At 71.3% G+C, this 19411-nt stretch carries 16 protein-coding genes; 9 read left to right on the top strand and 7 right to left on the bottom strand.

Annotated elements, in window-relative coordinates:
* Nucleotides 1–4: 4 nt before the first annotated feature.
* Nucleotides 5–1621: a carboxyl transferase domain-containing protein gene (locus ACIF83_RS01300; protein WP_393464288.1), complete on the bottom strand. Its 1617-nt coding sequence runs from the start codon at nt 1619–1621 to the stop codon at nt 5–7.
* 96 nt (nt 1622–1717) lie between these two features.
* On the opposite strand from ACIF83_RS01300, the gene ACIF83_RS01305 reads away from it, so the two are divergent.
* The 4 genes from ACIF83_RS01305 to ACIF83_RS01320 all read left to right on the top strand — a co-directional run bounded on the left by ACIF83_RS01305 (nt 1718) and on the right by ACIF83_RS01320 (nt 5344).
* The gene (locus ACIF83_RS01305; RefSeq protein ID WP_393464290.1) at nt 1718–2317 is read left to right on the top strand and encodes a TetR/AcrR family transcriptional regulator; all 600 of its coding nucleotides are present in this window, start codon (nt 1718–1720) and stop codon (nt 2315–2317) included.
* A gap of 146 nt (nt 2318–2463) precedes the next feature.
* On the top strand, nt 2464–3621 hold the full coding sequence (locus tag ACIF83_RS01310) for an acyl-CoA dehydrogenase family protein (RefSeq protein ID WP_393464293.1): 1158 nt from the start codon (nt 2464–2466) through the stop codon (nt 3619–3621).
* Between the two features lie 35 nt (nt 3622–3656).
* Nucleotides 3657–4523, top strand: a complete 867-nt coding sequence (gene tesB, locus ACIF83_RS01315) for an acyl-CoA thioesterase II (protein WP_399722671.1) — start codon at nt 3657–3659, stop codon at nt 4521–4523.
* Nucleotides 4524–4951: 428 nt separating this feature from the next.
* Nucleotides 4952–5344, top strand: coding sequence for a hypothetical protein (locus ACIF83_RS01320; protein WP_399722673.1), 393 nt, complete (start codon nt 4952–4954; stop codon nt 5342–5344).
* A 73-nt stretch (nt 5345–5417) separates the two neighbouring features.
* Here ACIF83_RS01320 and ACIF83_RS01325 read toward each other — a convergent pair whose 3' ends face one another.
* Complete coding sequence (locus ACIF83_RS01325; protein WP_399722675.1) at nt 5418–6206, bottom strand: phosphatase; 789 nt, start codon at nt 6204–6206, stop codon at nt 5418–5420.
* 67 nt (nt 6207–6273) lie between these two features.
* On the bottom strand, nt 6274–8046 hold the full coding sequence (locus ACIF83_RS01330) for a helix-turn-helix domain-containing protein (RefSeq protein WP_399722677.1): 1773 nt from the start codon (nt 8044–8046) through the stop codon (nt 6274–6276).
* A gap of 195 nt (nt 8047–8241) precedes the next feature.
* On the opposite strand from ACIF83_RS01330, the gene ACIF83_RS01335 reads away from it, so the two are divergent.
* Genes ACIF83_RS01335 through ACIF83_RS01345 form a run of 3 tightly spaced genes read left to right on the top strand, consistent with a single transcriptional unit; the run spans nt 8242 to nt 12421 of the window.
* Nucleotides 8242–9702 carry a sodium:solute symporter gene (locus tag ACIF83_RS01335; protein ID WP_399722679.1) on the top strand — a complete coding sequence of 487 codons (1461 nt, stop codon included), beginning with the start codon at nt 8242–8244 and terminating at the stop codon, nt 9700–9702.
* A gap of 56 nt (nt 9703–9758) precedes the next feature.
* Nucleotides 9759–10730, top strand: coding sequence for an agmatinase (speB, locus tag ACIF83_RS01340; RefSeq protein WP_351031056.1), 972 nt, complete (start codon nt 9759–9761; stop codon nt 10728–10730).
* 5 nt (nt 10731–10735) lie between these two features.
* On the top strand, nt 10736–12421 hold the full coding sequence (locus ACIF83_RS01345; RefSeq protein WP_399722681.1) for a thiamine pyrophosphate-binding protein: 1686 nt from the start codon (nt 10736–10738) through the stop codon (nt 12419–12421).
* 12 nt (nt 12422–12433) lie between these two features.
* Here ACIF83_RS01345 and ACIF83_RS01350 read toward each other — a convergent pair whose 3' ends face one another.
* From ACIF83_RS01350 to ACIF83_RS01365, 4 genes are all read right to left on the bottom strand, one after another.
* Nucleotides 12434–13783 carry a VanZ family protein gene (locus tag ACIF83_RS01350; RefSeq protein ID WP_399722683.1) on the bottom strand — a complete coding sequence of 450 codons (1350 nt, stop codon included), beginning with the start codon at nt 13781–13783 and terminating at the stop codon, nt 12434–12436.
* Between the two features lie 172 nt (nt 13784–13955).
* Nucleotides 13956–14159 (bottom strand): hypothetical protein, encoded by a 204-nt coding sequence (locus ACIF83_RS01355; RefSeq protein WP_399722685.1) that lies wholly within the window; start codon nt 14157–14159, stop codon nt 13956–13958.
* Nucleotides 14160–14339: 180 nt separating this feature from the next.
* Complete coding sequence (locus ACIF83_RS01360; RefSeq protein WP_393464316.1) at nt 14340–14693, bottom strand: peptidase inhibitor family I36 protein; 354 nt, start codon at nt 14691–14693, stop codon at nt 14340–14342.
* Between the two features lie 226 nt (nt 14694–14919).
* Nucleotides 14920–17211, bottom strand: coding sequence for an ArnT family glycosyltransferase (locus tag ACIF83_RS01365; RefSeq protein WP_399722687.1), 2292 nt, complete (start codon nt 17209–17211; stop codon nt 14920–14922).
* 130 nt (nt 17212–17341) lie between these two features.
* On the opposite strand from ACIF83_RS01365, the gene ACIF83_RS01370 reads away from it, so the two are divergent.
* A complete protein-coding gene (locus tag ACIF83_RS01370) occupies nt 17342–18265 on the top strand; it encodes a serine hydrolase (protein ID WP_399722689.1) in 924 nt (307 codons plus the stop codon).
* Between the two features lie 53 nt (nt 18266–18318).
* Complete coding sequence (locus tag ACIF83_RS01375) at nt 18319–19347, top strand: esterase-like activity of phytase family protein (protein WP_399722691.1); 1029 nt, start codon at nt 18319–18321, stop codon at nt 19345–19347.
* The last annotated feature ends 64 nt before the right edge of the window (nt 19348–19411 follow it).

Below are 19411 nucleotides of genomic sequence, written 5' to 3' on the forward strand. Positions count from 1 at the left end.
CTCCTCACATCCGGAAGACGCCGAACTGGGGGTCACCCAGGGGCGCGTTGGCACAGGCCGTCAGGGCGAGTCCCAGCACCTGACGGGTCTCCAGCGGGTCGATCACGCCGTCGTCCCAGAGGCGGGCGGTGGCGTAGTAGGCGTTGCCCTGGTGCTCGTACTGCCGGCGGATCGGCGCCTTGAAGGCCTCTTCGTCCTCGGCCGGCCAGTCCTCGCCGCGCGCCTCCAGCTGGTCGCGCTTGACGGTGGCGAGGACGGAGGCGGCCTGCTCGCCGCCCATCACGGAGATCTTGGCGTTGGGCCACATCCACAGGAAGCGCGGGGAGTAGGCCCGGCCGCACATCGAGTAGTTGCCCGCGCCGTACGAGCCGCCGACCACGACGGTCAGCTTGGGGACCCTGGTGCACGCCACGGCGGTCACCATCTTGGCGCCGTGCTTGGCGATGCCACCCGCCTCGTAGTCCCTGCCGACCATGAAGCCGGAGATGTTCTGCAGGAACACCAGCGGGATGCCGCGCTGGTCGCACAGCTCGATGAAGTGCGCGCCCTTCTGGGCGGACTCGGAGAAGAGGATGCCGTTGTTGGCGACGATCCCGACCGGGTGGCCGTGGATCCGGGCGAAGCCGGTGACCAGCGTCTGCCCGAACTCGGCCTTGAACTCCGCGAAGCGGGAGCCGTCCACCACGCGCGCGATGATCTCGCGCACGTCGTAGGGGGTGCGGGAGTCCACCGGGACCGCGCCGTAGAGCCCGTACGGGTCCGCCTTGGGCTCAGCGACCGGCGTGACCTCCCAGGGGAGGGACTGCCGGGCGGGCAGGGTGGCGACGATGTTGCGCACGATGCGCAGGGCGTGCGCGTCGTCCTCGGCGAGGTGGTCGGTGACGCCGGAGATCCGGGAGTGGACCTCGCCGCCACCCAGCTCCTCCGCGGTGACGACCTCGCCCGTGGCCGCCTTCACCAGGGGAGGGCCGCCCAGGAAGATCGTGCCCTGGTTGCGGACGATCACGGCCTCGTCGCTCATGGCCGGGACGTACGCGCCGCCGGCCGTGCACGACCCGAGGACCGCCGCGATCTGCGGGATCCCGGCGCCGGACATCCGCGCCTGGTTGTAGAAGATCCGCCCGAAGTGCTCCCGGTCGGGGAAGACCTCGTCCTGCATGGGCAGGAAGGCACCCCCGGAGTCGACCAGGTAGAGGCAGGGAAGCCGGTTCTCCAGGGCGACCTCCTGCGCCCGCAGATGCTTCTTCACCGTCATCGGGTAGTACGTGCCGCCCTTGACGGTGGCGTCGTTGGCGACGATCACGCACTCGCGCCCGCTGACCCGCCCGATCCCGGCGATCACGCCGGCGGCCGGTGCCTGCCCGTCGTACATCCCGTCGGCCGCCAGGGGGGCCAGCTCCAGGAAGGGCGACCCGGGGTCGAGCAGTGTGTCCACCCGGTCCCTCGGCAGCAGCTTGCCGCGCGCGGTGTGCCGGGCGCGGGCCTTCTCGCCGCCGCCGAGGGCCGCGGCGCCCAGCTTGGCGCGCAGTTCGTCGACGAGTGCGAGATGGCCTTGTTCATTGGCCCGCCAGGCCTCCGACGCGGGATCTGCCGCGCTCGTCAGCTCCGGTGCCTCCTGCATCCTGCGGTCCCCTCACCCAGTGGTCGTACTGTTAATGAGCGTTAACCATTTCCTCCAGGTTAACGACCGCTAACCTCGCTGTCTAGAATTGCTTGCATGGTCACCAGAACCGACGCGCCCACCCGTCGCGAGCAGATCCTCAAGGAGGCGGCCCGGCTCTTCGCCGAGCGCGGCTTCCACGGCGTCGGCGTCGACGAGATAGGCGCCGCGGTCGGTATCAGCGGCCCCGGTCTGTACCGGCACTTCCCGGGCAAGGACGCGATGCTCGCGGAGCTGCTGGTCGGCATCAGCGGCCAGCTGCTGACCGGGGCGAAGCGGCGCCTGGCGGAGTCCGACGGCCGCACCGGCCCCGGCGCCGTCCTGGACTCGCTGATCGAGGGCCACATCGACTTCGCCCTCGACGACCGTCCGCTGATCACCCTGCACGACCGTGAGCTGGACCGCCTGCGCGACAGCGACCGCAAGCTGGTGCGGCAGCTGCAGCGGCAGTACGTGGAGCTGTGGGTCGAGGTGGTCCGCGAGGTCTACCCCGCCCTGACCGAGCCCACGGCCCGCTCGGCGGTCCACTCGGTCTTCGGCCTGCTGAACTCGACCCCCCACCTCGGCCGCGCCGGCACCCTGCCCGGCCGCGGGGCCACCGCGGAGCTGCTGCACCGGATGGCGCGGGGCGCGTTCGCGGCGGCGGGAAGCGACTGAGCCGGGTTCGACCCGCCCGCCCGGCCGCCCGCAGGCGAGCGTGACGAGCGTTACCCCCGTTCAACCCTGGACCACTCCGCCTACTCGCCGGTACGGTTATATCTGAGCAAGCGCTTAGACATGCCGAAGTACGTGGAGGTGGCGGCGTGCGCCGTACGGTGTTCAACGAGGATCACGAGGCGTTCCGGGAGACCATCCGCGCCTTCATCGAGGCCGAGGTCGTGCCCGTCTACGACGAGTGGTTCGCCGCCGGCCAGGCCCCGCGCGAGTTCTACTACAAGCTCGCCGAGCTGGGCGTCTTCGGTATCCGGGTCGACGAGGAGTACGGCGGCGCGGGCATCGACTCGTACAAGTTCGAGGCCGTCATCTACGAGGAGACCGCCCGCGCGGGTATCTCCTTCGGCGGCTCCGGCGTGCACGTGCTGCTCGGCCTGCCCTACATCAAGCTGCTCGCCACCGACGAGCAGAAGAAGCGCTACCTGCCCAAGTTCGTCTCCGGCGAGGAGATGTGGGCGATCGCGATGACCGAGCCGGGCACCGGCTCCGACCTTGCGGGCATGAAGACCACCGCCAAGCTCTCCGAGGACGGCACCCACTACGTCCTCAACGGCGCCAAGACCTTCATCACCGGTGGCGTGCACGCCGACCGCATGATCGTCTGCGCCCGCACCGCCGCGCCCACCGCCGAGGACCGCCGCCACGGCATCTCCCTCTTCGTCGTGGACACCAAGGCCGAGGGCTACTCGGTCGGCCGCAAGCTCGACAAGCTGGGCCTGAAGACCTCCGACACCGCCGAGCTGGCGTTCGTCGACGTCAAGATCCCCGTCGAGGACCTCCTCGGCGAGGAGAACAAGGGCTTCTACTACCTCGGCCACAACCTCGCCTCCGAGCGCTGGGGCATCGCCTTCGGTGCCTACGCGCAGGCCAAGGCCGCCGTCCGGTTCGCCAAGCAGTACGTCCAGGACCGCGTCGTCTTCGGCCAGCCCGTCGCCGCCTTCCAGAACACCAAGTTCGAGCTGGCCGCCTGTCAGGCCGAGGTGGACGCCGCCGAGGCCGTCGCCGACCGCGCCACGGAGGCCCTGGACGCCGGTGAGCTGACCCCTGCCGAGGCCGCCTCCGCGAAGCTCTTCTGCACCGAGGTCGCCCACCGCGTGATCGACCGCTGCCTCCAGCTGCACGGCGGCTACGGCTTCATGAACGAGTACCCGATCGCCCGCCTGTACGCGGACAACCGCGTCAACCGCATCTACGGCGGCACCAGCGAGATCATGAAGACGATCATCGCCAAGGACATGGGTCTGTAAGGTCACCGCAATCACTGGCCGGTACAACTAACGCCATGAGCCAGGCACTCCAGAACCTCCTCGAGCTGCTCGACCTGGAGCAGCTCGAGGAGGACATCTTCCGCGGCCAGTCCCGCTCCGCCGTCGTCCCGCGCGTCTTCGGCGGGCAGGTCGCGGCGCAGGCGCTGGTCGCCGCCGGGCGGACGGTCCCCGCGGACCGGCTCGCCCACTCCCTGCATGCGTATTTCCTGCGCCCGGGAGACCCCGGCGCGCCGATCGTCTACAGCGTCGACCGCATCCGCGACGGCCGGTCGTTCACGACCCGCCGCGTGGTAGCCGTCCAGCACGGCAAGCCGATCTTCCACCTCTCGGCGTCCTTCCAGACGCACGAGGAGGGCCTCGACCACCAGGCCCCCATGCCGCCCGCCCCGGACCCGGAGTCCCTGCCCACCTCCCATGAGCGGCTGCGCGGCTACGACCACCTGGACCCGGCGGTCGTGGAGAAGTTCATCGAGGCCCGCGAGGCGATCGACCTGCGCTACGTGGACGAGCCGCCGTACGGGAAGTTCGGCGTACCGCGCGAGCCGCACAGTCAGGTGTGGTTCCGGGCCAACGGCAAGCTCGACGACGACCCCCTGCTCCATGTCGTCCTCGCCACCTACGTCTCCGACATGACCCTCCTCGACGCGGTGCTGCTCGCACACGGGCGCGGCGGCTGGGCCGTCGGGGACGTCGTCGGGGCGTCCCTGGACCACGCGATGTGGTTCCACCGGCCCTTCCGCGCCGACGAATGGCTTCTGTACGACCAGGAATCGCCGTCCGCTCACGGCGGCCGGGGCCTCGGCCAGGCCCGCATCTACACTCAGGCCGGGCAGCTCGCCATCTCTGTCATCCAGGAGGGCGTGGTCCGCGTCCCACGGTGACTCGCGCAGCTGTTGAACGGGCGAACACATGCGGTGCGTAACCGAGTTGACGACCCGGACAGGGGCCGCGTTCCAGGCCGCGGGGCGGGTGCGGCCAGGGTCCGCTCCGCGGCCCGGACAGGCCATGGTCGCTCGAAGTGACGAGTGACGCATGGGGTACTAGGCTTTTCGAGTGAAAGCCGCAGCGCACGGTATGCCCGGTTGACGAGGCCCCATACCCGACGGACCTCAGCCGCGGAGCCCGATGGCGCGACCACGTACGGGTGGCCGCAGGTGTCGACATCGTTGGCATGCACCGTGCCGCTCAACACACTGCGGTGGCATCTGAAGACCGCGCCGCATCTTCCCCCCTGGTCGCGGCGTCGGCCATCACCTCGCGCCCCCTCTCCGGGAGCCGCGAGAGACGATGGAGATGGAAGGTATATCTCATGCGATCACAGCGCACGAGGCGTCTTGTCGCGATGTCCGCAGCCGGGGTGCTGCTGGCCGGCGGAGCCGCCATCGGCACGGCGGGCACCGCCTTCGCGGGCTCGTCCCACGACGACCACGGCTCCTACAGCAGCAACTGCGACGACCACGGCTGGTGGAACGACGACGGCTGCGACAACGGAGACCATGGCGGCTATGGCGGCGACCACGGCGGCTACGGCGACAACGGCGACCACGGCGGCTATGGCGACAATGGCGACCACGGCGACAATGGCGACCACGGCGGCTATGGCGACAACGGCGACCACGGTGGCAACGGTGGCGACCACGGTGGTGGTGACCACGGTGGCAACGGTGGCGACCACGGTGGAGGAGGCCACGGAGGTTACTGACCCGACGAACTGAGGGTGATGTGCGGTCCTGCCGACAGGGCCGCACATCATGCGCGGGGCGCCTGCGGGCGCCTTAGGCCAGGCCCGCCTCCGCCAGCAGATACGCCGTCATCGGGTCGTAGTGGCGCGGGCTCACCACATGGTCGTCGAGCGGCACCGCCACCTGGACGGTGCCCTCGGACTCGGCGAGGAACAGTGCGGGGTCGTTGCAGTCGGCGTACCCCACGGAGTCGACGCCGTGCTGTCCGGCGTACCCGGCCCAGCCGTGGTCGGCGACCACCAGGTCCGGCAGCGGACGCCCCTCGCGCTCGAGTCCGGTCAGGACGGCCCGCATCGGTTCACCGGAGTGCGTGTGCCACAGTGTCGCGCCGTGCTCCAGGACGGCCACGTCCGCGAACTGCATGACGTACCCCTCCTCCGTCTGCAGCCCGTCCGGGATCACCGCGATCTCGCATCCGGCGGCACGCAGCGCTGCGGCCGTGGCCCGGTGCACGTCCAGCAGGCCGCCCGGGTGGCCGGTCGCGAACAGCACCCGCTGCTGCCCGTCGGCCGCCTTGCGCAGCCGGAGCGCGAGGCGCTCCAGGGCGTCCAGGGTCAGCTCGGGGTCGATGGTGTCCTGCCCGTACCGGTATTCGGGCTCGTCGTTGACGCCCACCCGTTCGGCCATGACCGCGAGCACGTCCTGCTCGTCCGACCAGCGGTCGCCCAGCTCCAGACCGAACCAGTAGTGGCGGTCGCCGTTGGCCAGCTTGCGGTAGTGGGAGAGGTTGTTCTCGCGGGGTGTGGCGACGTCCCCCGCGATACGGGTCCTCACCAGGTGGTCGACGAGCTGGGCGCGGCTGGGTGTCCCGGATATCGGCATGCCTCCCATTGTGGGGGCAGCGGACCTGGCGCGTCCTCGTCATATCGCAGCCTGGGACGTGGCTCACTCACGCCTGGCGCAGCGCGAACCACAGCTCCATCCGTACGTCCGGGTCGTCCAGATCGACCTCGAGCAGGGCCGCGCACCGGGTGATCCGCTGTCGCACGGTGTTGCGGTGCACGTCCAGCGCCACCGCCGTACGGTCCCAACTGCCGTGCAGGGACAGCCAGGAGCGCAGGGTCTCGGAGAGCGCGGGCTGTCCGGCGAGCGGGGCGAGCAGGGCCTTGGCGTGGGCCTCGGCGTCCGCCCGGGGCACCAGGTCCTCCAGGCCGGGCCGGGCGCCGTGCCGGACCAGCGGGCTGCGGGTGGCGCGGGCTCGGGCCAGCGCGTGGGCCGCCTGGGTGTCGGCGGCCGGCCACTCCCGCGGGCCGACGGCCGCGCTGGCCCCGAGGGTCCAGCCCGGCTGCGGGACCGGCTCGCGCTCGGCGGGCACCAACACCCGTACGACGTCCGGGGCGAGGTCGACCAGCGGCGAGCCGAGCGCGGCCCCGAGCGCGGAGGCGGCCACGGCATCGGGCGCCTGGGCCTCCGGCCGGGCATGCACGACGACCCACCGCCCTTCTCCCACGAGCGGCGCCACCTCCTCCGGCGCCGAGCCGAGCAACAGCCGTACGAGCGCGGAGGACCGGGCGGCACCGGCACCGCTGTGGTGCTCGCCGGTGAGCAGGGAGAGCAGCACGGAGGCGACGGAGGCGATGGTGTGGTCCCCGGGCTCCCGGCGCGAGGTGGCCACACCGAGCACGAACCCTTCCCCGGCGCCGAGCGCGTAGGCGGCGAGGTGGGTGTCGCCGTGGGTGTCGGTGGCGGAGGTGGGGATCGGGCGGGTGGTGGTGGCCGTGGCCGGTCGGGCCGTTGCCGGGTCGGTGGCGGAGGGCGAGGGGGTGGTGCGGTCGACGGGGCGCCGGCTCGCCGATGGGCGGGAGCCCATGGGTGCGTCGGCCTCCGCCCCGCCACGCGGACGGCGGCCGGCCGGCCTGTCGGCGCCGCCGCCCGCCGGGCCGGTCGTGCCTTCGGCGGCCGGGCCATCGGTGCCGGTGCCCGCCGAACCCGTGGCCGCGCCAGGGGGCTGCACCGGCTCGCGGGCCCTCGGCGGGCGTACGACCCCGGCCAGTGCCGCCAGTGCCGCGCGGGCTCCCTGTGCCGGCTCCCGGCCCGCTGCCGCGATCTCGGTGCCGTCGGGGCCGTAGAGGATCGCGTGACCGCTCAGGCGGCCGGCCAGTTGGCGCAGGACCGAGGGGACCGGGTCGGTGCGGGAGGCGGCGGCCGCGAGGCTCTGCTGGGCCTCCGTGACCCGGCGCAGCTCGGCCAGGCGGGCCTGTGCCATCAGCTGCCAGACCGCGCGGGCCACACCCGAGAAGGTCGTCTGCGGAGGGACCTCCAGGAGCGGGAGGTCGTACGCGTCGCAGGCGGCGACCAGCGCACGCGGGACCGTGTCGTGCACGGGCGCCAGGCCGAAGCCGAGGGCGGCTCCGCCCGCGGCCACGATCCGGGACACGTAGTCGTCGAAGTAACCCCTCAAGCTCTCGACTTCGCCCGAGCAGGGGGGACCCCCGTCCGAGCCCGCCGCCTCCGGGACGTGCACCCCGGCCGTGAGCAGCAGCTCGCCGCCGAGCAGGTACGGGTAGGGGTCGGCCATCTCCGAGGTGTGCGCCCAGTGGATCACGATGTCCGGATCGGCGGGCCCCGCGATCTGGCGCAGCGCGAGATCCTCGCGGGCCAGCAGGGCCGAGAGCGGTACCGGTGGGGTCGGTGGGACGGCTGGGGTGATCGTCTCCGGCATGGTGTGCACTTCCTCCATCCCGCCCCGTTCGTATGGATGAAACGTACACTTCGCAGTCGCTTTCCGGCCACCTAGTGTCAAGTCAGCACGGCAGCCGCGGGTACGGGCGGATGTCCCCGCGATCCGCTGCCTGCACCTCCACCCCCCATGTATCTGCACGACACGCCACCGACAGTGCGCGAAGGAGGGCCTCACATGGCCGTTGACTACACAGTGATCGTCCTCTACTTGGCCGGCATGCTGGCCATGGGCTGGTGGGGCATGCGCCGCGCCAAGTCCAAGAGCGAGTTCCTGGTGGCCGGGCGCCGCCTCGGCCCCGCCATGTACTCCGGCACCATGGCCGCGATCGTCCTCGGCGGCGCCTCCACCATCGGCGGCGTCGGCCTCGGCTACCAGTACGGCCTCTCCGGCGCCTGGATGGTCTTCACCATCGGCCTCGGCCTGCTGGCCCTGTCGGTCTTCTTCTCCGCCCGCATCGCCCGCCTGAAGGTCTACACCGTCTCCGAGATGCTGGACCTGCGCTACGGCGGCCGCGCGGGCGTCATCTCCGGTGTGGTCATGTGGGCGTACACGCTGATGCTCGCCGTCACCTCGACCATCGCCTACGCCACGATCTTCGACGTGCTCTTCGACATGAACCGCACGGTCGCGATCATTCTCGGCGGCTCGATCGTCGTCGCGTACTCCACGCTCGGCGGCATGTGGTCCATCACGCTGACCGACATGGTGCAGTTCGTCGTCAAGACCATCGGTGTGCTGCTCCTGCTCCTGCCCATCGCGGTGGTCAAGGCCGGCGGCTTCTCCGAGATGAAGGCCAAGCTGCCCACGTCGTACTTCGACCCGCTGGGCATCGGCGGCGAGACGATCTTCACGTACGTGCTGATCTACACCTTCGGCATGCTGATCGGCCAGGACATCTGGCAGCGCGTGTTCACCGCCCGCAGCGACAGGACGGCGAAGTGGGGCGGCACGGTGGCCGGAACCTACTGTCTGGCCTACGCCCTCGCCGGAGCCGTCATCGGTACGGCCGCCAAGGTCCTCTACCCCAAGCTCGGCAGCCCCGACGACGCCTTCGCGACCATCGTCAAGGACGAGCTGCCCGTCGGTGTACGTGGCCTGGTGCTGGCCGCCGCCCTCGCCGCCGTGATGTCCACGTCCTCCGGTGCCCTGATCGCCTGCGCCACGGTCGCCAACAACGACATCTGGTCCCGGCTGCGCGGCGCGGTGCGCCGCGACGACGACGCGCACGACGAGGTCAAGGGCAACCGCGCCTTCATCCTGATCATGGGCGTCGCGGTGATCGGCACCGCGATCGCGCTCAACAACGTCGTCGAGGCCCTGACGGTCGCCTACAACCTCCTGGTCGGCGGCCTGCTCGTCCCGATCCTCGGCGGCCTGCTGTGGAAGCGCGGCACCGTGCAGGGGGCGCTGGCCTCCGTGATCGTCGGCGGCCTCGCCGTGATCGGCCTGATGGCGGGCTACGGCATCCTCGCCAACGAGCCCGTCTACTACGGCCTGCTCGCCTCCCTCGCCGCCTACGTCGCCGTCTCCCTGGCGACCAGGCCCACCGACGAGGCCGTCCTCACCGCCTGGCGCGAGCGCCTCGCGGGACGGTCCCCCGAACTCGTGCCCGAACCGGTCCCGGCTCACCAGTAGAGTCATATGAAAAGCAGTGCATGCGTGACAAGGCGCAAGAAAGAAGGCATTTCACCATGAGCAGCAACGAGACGCCCCGCGGCCCCGTCGACTCCTCCCGCATCCCGCGGTACGCCGGACCCGCGACCTTCGCCCGGCTGCCCCGCCTCGACGAGGTCGGCACCGCCGACGTCGCCGTCGTGGGCGTGCCGTTCGACTCCGGCGTCTCGTACCGGCCGGGCGCCCGCTTCGGCGGCAACGCCATCCGCGAGGCGTCCCGGCTCCTGCGCCCCTACAACCCGGCGCAGGACGCGTCCCCGTTCGCGCTGGCGCAGGTGGCCGACGGCGGCGACATCGCCGTCAACCCGTTCAACATCAACGAGGCCGTCGAGACCATCGAGGCCGCCGCGGACGAGCTGCTCGGCACCGGCGCCCGCCTGATGACCCTGGGTGGCGACCACACCATCGCCCTGCCCCTGCTCCGCTCGGTCGCGAAGAAGCACGGCCCGGTGGCCCTGCTCCACTTCGACGCGCACCTCGACACCTGGGACACCTACTTCGGCGCCGAGTACACCCACGGCACCCCGTTCCGCCGCGCCGTCGAGGAGGGCATCCTCGACACCTCCGCCCTCTCCCACGTCGGCACCCGCGGCCCGCTCTACGGCAAGCAGGACCTCACCGACGACGAGAAGATGGGCTTCGGCATCGTCACCTCCGCGGACATCTACCGCCGCGGCGCCGACGAGGTCGCCGACCAGCTGCGCCAGCGCATCGGCGACCGCCCGCTGTACATCTCCATCGACATCGACTGCCTGGACCCGGCCCACGCGCCCGGCACCGGCACCCCGGAGGCGGGCGGCATGACCTCCCGCGAGCTGCTGGAGATCCTGCGCGGCCTGGCGTCCTGCAACCTGGTTTCGGCGGACGTCGTCGAGGTGGCCCCCGCGTACGACCACGCGGAGATCACGTCGGTGGCGGCCTCCCACACGGCGTACGAACTGACCACCATCATGAGCCGCCAGATCGCGGCGGCCCGGAAGGACGCGTAAGCGCAGTGACTCACGACCACGACCTGGTACTCCGCCCGACGGCGGCACAGATCTCGACCGCTCTGAACCCGCCCCCCGGGCGCAATGGCGGAGACCTGGTCGTGGAAACGCTGGCCGGGCTCGGCGCGACAACGGTCTTCGGGCTGCCCGGCCAGCACGCGCTGGGCATGTTCGACGCCCTGCGCCGCTCGGCCCTGCGTTATGTGGGCCTGCGGGTGGAGAACAACGCCGGCTTCGCGGCGGACGCTTACGGCCGCATCACCGGCGAGGCGGCCCCGCTGCTGCTCTCGACCGGCCCGGGCGCGCTGACCTCACTGGCCGCGCTGCAGGAAGCCGCCGCCGCCTCCGCCCCCGTCCTGGCGATCAGCAGCCAGATCCCGACGCCGGGCCTGGGCGGCGGCCGCCACGGCTACCTGCACGAACTCCCGGACCAGGCGGCCTCGTTCCGGGGTGTGGTGAAGTCGGTCCACACGGTCCGCACCCAGTCCCAGATCCCCTCGGCCATCGCGGCGGCCTGGCAGTCGGCGCTGACGGCCCCGCACGGACCGGTGTGGGTGGAGATCCCGCAGGACGTGCTGCTCGCCGAGACCTCCCTGCCGGTGGTGACGGCGATGGACGCGACCCCGGACGACCTGGTCCCGCGCCCCGAACTGACGGCGGTGGCAGCGGACCTGCTGTCCCGTGCCGCCCGCCCGGCGATCATCGCGGGCGGCGGAGTCGTACGCTCGGACGCCTCGGGGAAGCTGAAGGCGCTGGCGGAGAAGCTGGACGCCCCTGTGGTCACCACGTTCGGCGGCAAGGGCGCCTTCCCCTGGAACCACCCCCTCTCCCTCCAGTCCTGGCTGGAGGACCGCCACACGACGGACTTCCTGGAGGACGCGGACGTCCTCCTGGTGGTCGGCTCGGGCCTCGGCGAACTCTCCTCGAACTACCACACGTTCAAGCCCCGGGGCCGGGTCGTCCAGATCGAGGCGGACCTCGGCAAGCTGGAGTCCAACCACCCGGCCCTCGGCATCCACGCGGACGCCCGCCTGGCCCTCCAGGCCCTGCTGGAGACGGTGGAGGAGCGCACGGACGAGTCGGCGCCGCAGCGCGTACGAGAGGTGCTCTCCCAGGTCACGGCCCGCATCGCGGCCCAGGAACTGACCCTGGAACAGAACGTGCTGGCGTCGGTCCGCCGCGCCCTTCCCGCCGACTCCCCGTCCTGCTGGGACATGACGATCCTGGCCTACTGGGCATGGTCGGCCTTCGACGCGCAGGGCCCGAACACCATGCACTCCGCACAGGGAGCGGGCGGCCTCGGGTATGGCTTCCCGGCGGCGCTCGGCGCGGCCGCCGCGGACCCCGGCCGCCCGGTCCTGGCGGTCTCGGGCGACGGCGGAGCCCTGTACTCGATCGCCGAGCTGGCCACGGCGAGGCAGTACAACCTCCCCGTGACCTGGCTGATCGTCGACGACGGCGGCTACGGCATCCTCCGCGAGTACATGACGGACGCCTTCGGCGAGGCAACGGCCACGGAACTGACCCGCCCCGACTACGTCGCCCTCGCCGAGTCCTTCGGCGTCCCCGGGGTCCGCACGACCCCGGAGACCCTGGAGGAGGACCTGACGAAGGCACTCGCGTCCCCCGGCCCCTCGGTCGTCGTACTCCCCGCCGTACTGCGGATGTTCGCACCGACACACCTGGGCTAGGACGCCTGCGCCTCACTCCGCGTAGATCTCTCCGGTGCCGGCGTCGAGGACCGTGTTCAGCGGGTCGCAGCCGTCGCCGTCCTTGTCGGGCTTGCAGTGGGTGTCGTCGACGGTCACGGACCACACCACGCGCCAGGGGCCCTGCCAGCCCTTGGCGCGTTCGGTCGTCAGCTCGGCGGCGTGGATCTTCAGCTTGCTGAGATCGGCACCGCTCTTCTTCCTCTCCTTGCCGACGATCTCCTCGGCCTGCTTCGCCGGGATCAGCCGGGCCGGAAGGTCCACGTGCTTGGGGCCGAAGTCGACCAGCAGCCGGGAGACGCGGCCGAAGCGGTTGATCTGCACGTCGAGGCTGCGCGGCATCGCCACCCCGCGCTCCTTGAACCGCCATGACGTGCGCCACCCGAACTCGGCTTTCCGGCCCACGGGTTGCGTCTCGTGGAAGGAGGCCGCATCGGCCCAGGGGTAGTGGGCCTTCATGTAGGAGCGGGCGATGCGGTACGCGTCCTGGGCGTCGTGTGGCGTGCCCGCGCCGGGGACCGGGAAGCTCGCCGGTGTCGGGGGCTCGGAGTCCTCGAAGCTCACGTTCAGCCGGCGTCCGCCGGGCCACATCAACTCCGCGGGGAAGGCGCCGGCGATCTGTATGGACATCCAGCCGTTGTAGCCGTCGATGCCGGGGCTGACGCGCACGTCGCCGACGTGGTACCGATCGCCGAAGGCCTCACGGACGACTCGCTCGGCGGCCTCCCGCTCGTCGCCGTGTGCGTCACGCACGCTGGAGCCGTCCACGTGGGTCGCGGTGATCGCGGTCTGGAAGACGACCGGCCCGGCCACGGCGCACACCATGGCCACGATCAACGTGGGCTTGGCCCACGAACGCCACGCGACCCGGCCTCGCACCAGCACCAGCCCGGCGGCCACGCCCAGGACGCCCCCACCGGCGTTCATCTCCACGTCGGCGCTGTCGCAGATTCCGCTCACGAACGGGGCGAGGGCCTGGGCGAGTTCGATGAGACAGGGCAGCGCGAGGACGCCGACCAGCACGGGAAGCGGACGCCGCAGCGCCAGGACACCGAACAGGCCCAGCGGGACGAACATCGCCAGGTTCCACAGACCCTGCGTGGTGTACAGCGGCTCGGTGATCTCATGGTTGATCACACACTCGGCCCGTCCCGCCTCGCCACCACGCAGCGCGAGGGTGACACCGAGGACACCGGTCAGACAGAACGCCAGTGGCAGCCACCACACTGCGTGATCCACTTCGCGACGACGGGCCACGGCCCACACGGCCAGCCCCACGACAGCGGCGACGACGGTGAGTCCGGCCAGGAACCCCATGTCGTCGCCGAAGACAGCTTCGAACAACTTGTTCTTCCCCCGTGAAGCGCCGCCGGTCTCCCCGGTGGCGCGCGCTCCGACGACCTGGTCAGGGTCTCGGGCGTCAAACTGAGCAAACTTTCGAAATCGACCCTACCTTGCGGAAGTTGACGCCGGCGCACCTGGCGGAGGGGCGGGGGGAGCGGCCGGGGGGGGGGATCTACGGCCGCGTTCCTCGGGCGACGACCGGGCGGCCACCGTCGTGCGGCAGGACGACGGTGAACCGCCAGGGGCCGTCGTCGACCTGGGCCAGGCCGACCGGCTCGGCAGCGCCGGGCGCCCGGGCGGCGACCTCCGCGCCCTCGCGCAGCGCGTCGATCTCCACGTAGTGCCGCGCAGGCTCGCGGCCGGACCGTTGATCCACAGCACGACCTTCGCGCCGGTGCGCAGCACGGAGAGCAGGTCGTCACGGGTGCTTCCCGGGGTGGCGGCCAGGACCCGGTCGTGCAGGCGTTCCTGCGCGGAAGGCTGTGAAGGACCAACGGCCGTCCGGGACATCAGCCATACGGGTCAGCGTGCCATGCCGGCCCGCGGGGGCTCGGGATCAGCAGGCGCCCGCGCCCACCCCGTCGATGCGGCCGCCGAAGTCTCCGTAGTACTGCGAGCGCCAGTCGCCGTTGAAGACGTCCCGCTTCTCGGTCGGGTCCCAGTTGATGAAGCAGGCGCGGGTGGAGGCGACGAAGGAGCCCACGTTGTCGTGGAGGTTGGGCGGCATGTCGCGGTAGCCGCTGCGGGCCGTCCACTCCCAGTAGTCCCCGCCGAAGCCCTCCCCGCTCCAGAAGCACACCGAGCCGTCGGGACAGGAGGGTGCGGCGGCCTGGGCCGCGGCGGTCTGGGTGGGCAGGAGGAGGGCGGTCAGGGCGAGAGCGGCGGCCAGGGACCAGGAGCGAAACTTCACGAGCCTCTCCAGGAAAGGGAGTTGGGACACTTCGGCGGTAGTGCCGAGCTGCCGCCATGCTCCTGTCCCGGGACCGGGACACGCCCGGGCCCAAGATCGACATCACTGGTGTGGGCGAACAAATAGAACTATTGGCACTGTACGTTTTCCGGCTCGGCCGAACGGCGGCCCCTGACCGGGGGATGGTCAGGGGCCGCCGTTCGGCTGTGGAGCCGTGCTGCTCGTGTCAGCCGACGTCCGACGGGTCCAGGCGGTAGAGCGTCGACTGGTTGCTCTGCGAGGAGGAGTTCGAGGACGCGGAGCCGGAGGACGCGGAGTTGGAGGACGACGCCTTCGATGCCGTGCTCTTGCTGTACGCGCTCTCCTTCACCGCCGTACCGTGCTTCTTCACCCACGACGTCACCTCGGAGCTGAGGCTGCTGCCCCCGCCGAACCCGCCGCCCATGCCACCGCCGCCGACCTGGACGTAGTGCAGCTCGCCCTTCTTCACCAGCTCCTTGAGCCTGGCGACGGTCATCGCGTTGTCGGTGCCGGTGAAGCCCCACATCGAGATGACCGGCACGTTGCTGCTCAGCTCGATCTGCGCGGCGCTCTGCGAGTTGGACACCGCGAGCAGCCACTTGGCTCCGTCCTGGTGCTTCTTCAGGTACGAGATCAGCTCGCTGTCGGCCCCGCCCATGCCGCCGCCGGGCCCGCCGCCCATGCCGCCGCCCGGGAAGCCGCCGCTCCCGCCGGGCGGTTCGCCCTGCCCGGTGCCGCCCTCGGCCGTGCCGCCGTTCGTGCCGGTGCCGCCCGGCGGGGTGCCGCCCGTCTGGCCGTTGCCGCCAGGAGCCTGGCCGCTCTGGCCGTTCTGCCCGCTCGGGGCGCCGGGCAGCTCACCGTTCCCGCCGCCGGGCATCATCTCGCCGCCGCCCGGGAAGCCGCCGCTCGCCCGGCCGTTCCGGCCGCTCTGCTGGGCTCCGCCCGGCAGCTCGCCGTTGCCGGGGCCGCCGTTGCCGCCCGGCCCACCGCCGAAGCCGCTCCCCGTCGACGGCCCCGCCGTCGGGTTCGTACCGCCCATGCGGCCACCGCCCGACCCCGTCGGCACCGACCAGGCGTACGCCGCCGGACCGGCCACCGCCGCGACGACCGCCGCGGCGACGGAAGCCGCGAGCAGCCGCGCCCGGTTGCCGCTCCGGAAGAGGAACAGGCCCACGATCGCCGCCGCCATGACCACACCGATCACCGGCCACAGCCAGGTGTTCCAGCCGGAGGCCCGGCGCAGCAGCACGATCGCCCAGACGGCCGTGACGCCGAGCGCGACCGGGAGCACCCACGCCCACCGCCTGTCGTCCCGGAACGCGCGCAGCAGCATCACGCCGCCGCCCCCGCACAGCGCCGCGATGCCGGGCGCGAGCGCGGTCGTGTAGTACGGGTGCATGGTGCCCTCGGCCATGCTGAAGGTCAGGAAGTGCAGCACGGTCCAGCCGCCCCACAGCACCAGCGCGGCGCGGGTGAGGTCGGTGCGCGGGGCACGGCCGCACAGGATCAGGCCGGCGACGAGTGCGACCGCCGAGAAGGGCAGCAGCCAGGAGATCTGCCCGCCGAGGATGTCGTTGAACATCCGGCCCAGGCCCGCGGAGCCGGAGAAGCCGCCGCCTCCGCCGCCCCCGCCGTTGCCCTCGCCGCCGAGGACCCGGCCGAGGCCGTTGTAGCCCATGATCAGGTTCCAGGCCGTGCCGTCCGTCGAGCCGCCGATGTAGGGGCGCTCGGAGGCCGGGACGAGGGAGACCGCCGCCGCCCACCAGAAGCTGGACACCGCCAGGGCCACACTCGCGAGCAGCAGGTTGACGATCCGCTTCACCAACGGGAGCCGGGTCGCGTACAGGTACACCGCGAAGACCGCCGGCAGCGCGATGTAGCCCTGCAGCATCTTGGTGTTGAAGGCGAGCCCGAAGCAGACCGCCGAGCCGAGCAGCGGCAGCAGGCGGCCGCCCGTCACCGCGCGCAGGGCCAGGGCCGCGCCGCCGACCATCAGCAGGACCAGCAGCGTGTCGGGGTTGTTGTCCCGGTTGATGGCCACGGTGATGGGCGTCAACGCCAGCACCAGCGCGGCCAGTGCGGCCGCCCCGTGCCCCCACACCCGCTTCACGGACGTGTGCAGGATCCAGATCGTCGCCAGCGCGGCCACGATCATCGGCGCCATCATCTGCCAGGTGCCGAAGCCGAAGAGGCGACAGGACAGCCCCATGACCATGAGGGCGAGCGGCGGTTTGTCGACGGTGAGGAAGCTGCCCGCGTCCAGCGAGCCGAAGAACCACGCCTTCCAGCTCTGCGTACCGCTGAGCACGGCCGCGCTGTAGAAGCTGTTGAGGCTGGAGCCGGAGAGGTTCCAGGAGTAGAGCACCGCCGCCAGGATCATGATCGCGATCAGGGCGGGCAGCGACCAGCGGGGCGCGGCGGCCGGAGCCGCGGCCGCGGGCGGCGGTTCGGCGGTCACGGTCGGCGGGTGGGCGAGGGGATCGGTGGCTGAGGTCACGGCCGCATCGTGCCGAGCGGGGGTGGGTGAGCGCTGTGCCCCGCCTTGCTCCCCCCTGTGAATAGGCAAAGGGCGGGTCAACCCCGAACACGTGTGCAACTATCGGTCGCCTCTGTGTGTCAACACGGGTATGAATCCCCGCACATTCAGTCGCGCCGGCGCGCTCGCAGCCGCTCTCGGCGCCGTGGTGCTCATACCGGCCGTCACCGCCGCCACCCCGGCCGCGGCGACGTCTCCCGCCGTCAGCTGCACGTCCGGCAAGGCGGGCCTCGCCACCAAGCTGCAGAAGGACATCACGACGGCACTCGCGAACCGCAAGGGCACCGTCGCGGTCGGCCTGTACGACCGCTCCACCAAGACGACCTGCACCCTGCGTGCGACCAGCGCCTACGACTCGGCCAGCACGGTCAAGGTCACCGTCCTCGCCACGCTGCTGTGGGACGCGAAGAAGCACAACCGGTACCTGACGGACACCGAGCAGTCGCTCGCCACGGCCATGATCACCCAGTCGGACAACGACGCGACCAGCAAGCTGTGGAAGCAGCTGGGTCTGACGAAGATCAAGGGCTTCCTGTCCGCCGCCGGCATGACGAAGACCACGCCCGGCACGGACGGCTACTGGGGTCTGACCCAGGAGAACGTCACCGACGAGCAGAAGCTGCTCAAGCTCGTCACCGCCAAGAACACCGTGCTGAGCGACAACTCCCGTGCCTACATCCTGAAGTTGATGGGCAAGGTCATCTCCTCGCAGCGCTGGGGCACGCCCGCCGGTGCGCCGTCCACCGTGTCCGTGCACGTCAAGAACGGCTGGCTGCAGCGCTCCACGCACGGCTGGCGGGTGCACAGCCTGGGCACCTTCAACGGCGCCGGCCACGACTACATGATCAGCGTGCTGACGCAGGACAACAGCACCATGGACTACGGCGTCACCACCATCCAGAACGTCGCCAAGGCCATCCACAAGGACCTGGTGCCGACGACGTCCAGCACCGCCCGTTACACCCCGACCAGCACGCCGAGTGAGGCGTTCGTGGCGGCGCCCCCGCAGGGCTGACGCTTCACGAGACGGTCTCCCGCCGGTCACCGGACCGTCCTACGGTGGCGCCCATGCGCCTGAGAACCGTACTCGCGACCCTCACCGCCGGCCTGGCGGCGGCCACCTGTCTGACCGCCGCCGGGCCCGCCGGTGCCGCCAACTCCACGGACGGCAACGCCTGTTCGCCGACCGTCTCCATCGACCGTTTCTCCGACGCCCTCGACAAGACGACGTACCAGGGCACTTTCGTCGGCAACTTCTCCGCGCTCGCGGTGGACCGGGACGGCTCCCTCGCCGCGCTGGAGGACCGCTCCTCCCTCTTCGGCCTGGACCCCAAGACCCTGCAGCCGACCTCGGCCGTCCACCTCGCCGACGAGAAGGGCGCCGACCTCGACTCGGAGGGGCTCGTCATCGACCGGGACGGCACCCGGCTGATCTCCTCGGAGACCGAGCCGTCCGTCCGCCGTTACTCCCGTGACGGGAAGATCCTCGACCGCCTCCCGGTCCCTCCCTCCCTCCTGGTCGCCCCGGCCGGCCGCGCCACCGCCAACCAGACCTTCGAGGGCCTGACGATGCTGCCCGGCGGCCGCACCCTGCTGGCCTCCATGGAGTACTCGATCTCGGGCGACACCACCGGCATCGTCCGCTTCCAGACCTGGACCCGCCACCACGGCGGCTTCCGGCTCGCCGCCCAGTACGCCTACCGCACCGACGCCGGCCTCGGCGTCCCGGAGGTCCAGGCCACCCCCGACGGCCGCCTCCTCGTCCTGGAGCGCGGCTTCACCCCGGGCGTCGGCAACACCGTCCGCCTCTACGAGGCCGACCTCCGCCACGCCACGGACACCAGCACCGTCGAGATCCTTACCGGCCGGCCGGACGTACAACTGATAAGGAAGACCCTCCTCGCGGACATCGCCACCTGCCCGACCCTCGGCGCCACGGCCAAGCAGCCCCAGCCGAACCCCCTCCTCGACAACATCGAGGGTATGACGATCACGGGGCGTGACCACACCGGCCGCCTGAAGGTCCTGCTGGTCAGCGACGACAACCAGAATCAGGCCCAGACGACCCGGTTCTACTGCCTGCGGGTACGTGTCTGACGTCCGCTTTCGTTTGTTGCAGAGGGATGAAATCCGTCCCTGGTGACGTTGGAGCCTTCCGGAA

The sequence above is a fragment of the Streptomyces sp. NPDC085866 genome, from assembly GCF_044541035.1.
Lineage (GTDB): Bacteria > Actinomycetota > Actinomycetes > Streptomycetales > Streptomycetaceae > Streptomyces.

Coding starts and splice junctions, on each gene's coding strand:
- ACIF83_RS01375 (WP_399722691.1), top strand. CDS start 18,319: ATGCGCCTGAGAACCGTACTCGCGACCCTCACCGCCGGCCTGGCGGCG.
- ACIF83_RS01335 (WP_399722679.1), top strand. CDS start 8,242: ATGGCCGTTGACTACACAGTGATCGTCCTCTACTTGGCCGGCATGCTG.
- ACIF83_RS01300 (WP_393464288.1), bottom strand. CDS start 1,621: ATGCAGGAGGCACCGGAGCTGACGAGCGCGGCAGATCCCGCGTCGGAG.
- ACIF83_RS01325 (WP_399722675.1), bottom strand. CDS start 6,206: ATGCCGATATCCGGGACACCCAGCCGCGCCCAGCTCGTCGACCACCTG.
- ACIF83_RS01305 (WP_393464290.1), top strand. CDS start 1,718: ATGGTCACCAGAACCGACGCGCCCACCCGTCGCGAGCAGATCCTCAAG.
- ACIF83_RS01320 (WP_399722673.1), top strand. CDS start 4,952: ATGCGATCACAGCGCACGAGGCGTCTTGTCGCGATGTCCGCAGCCGGG.
- ACIF83_RS01370 (WP_399722689.1), top strand. CDS start 17,342: ATGAATCCCCGCACATTCAGTCGCGCCGGCGCGCTCGCAGCCGCTCTC.
- ACIF83_RS01330 (WP_399722677.1), bottom strand. CDS start 8,046: ATGCCGGAGACGATCACCCCAGCCGTCCCACCGACCCCACCGGTACCG.
- speB (WP_351031056.1), top strand. CDS start 9,759: ATGAGCAGCAACGAGACGCCCCGCGGCCCCGTCGACTCCTCCCGCATC.
- tesB (WP_399722671.1), top strand. CDS start 3,657: ATGAGCCAGGCACTCCAGAACCTCCTCGAGCTGCTCGACCTGGAGCAG.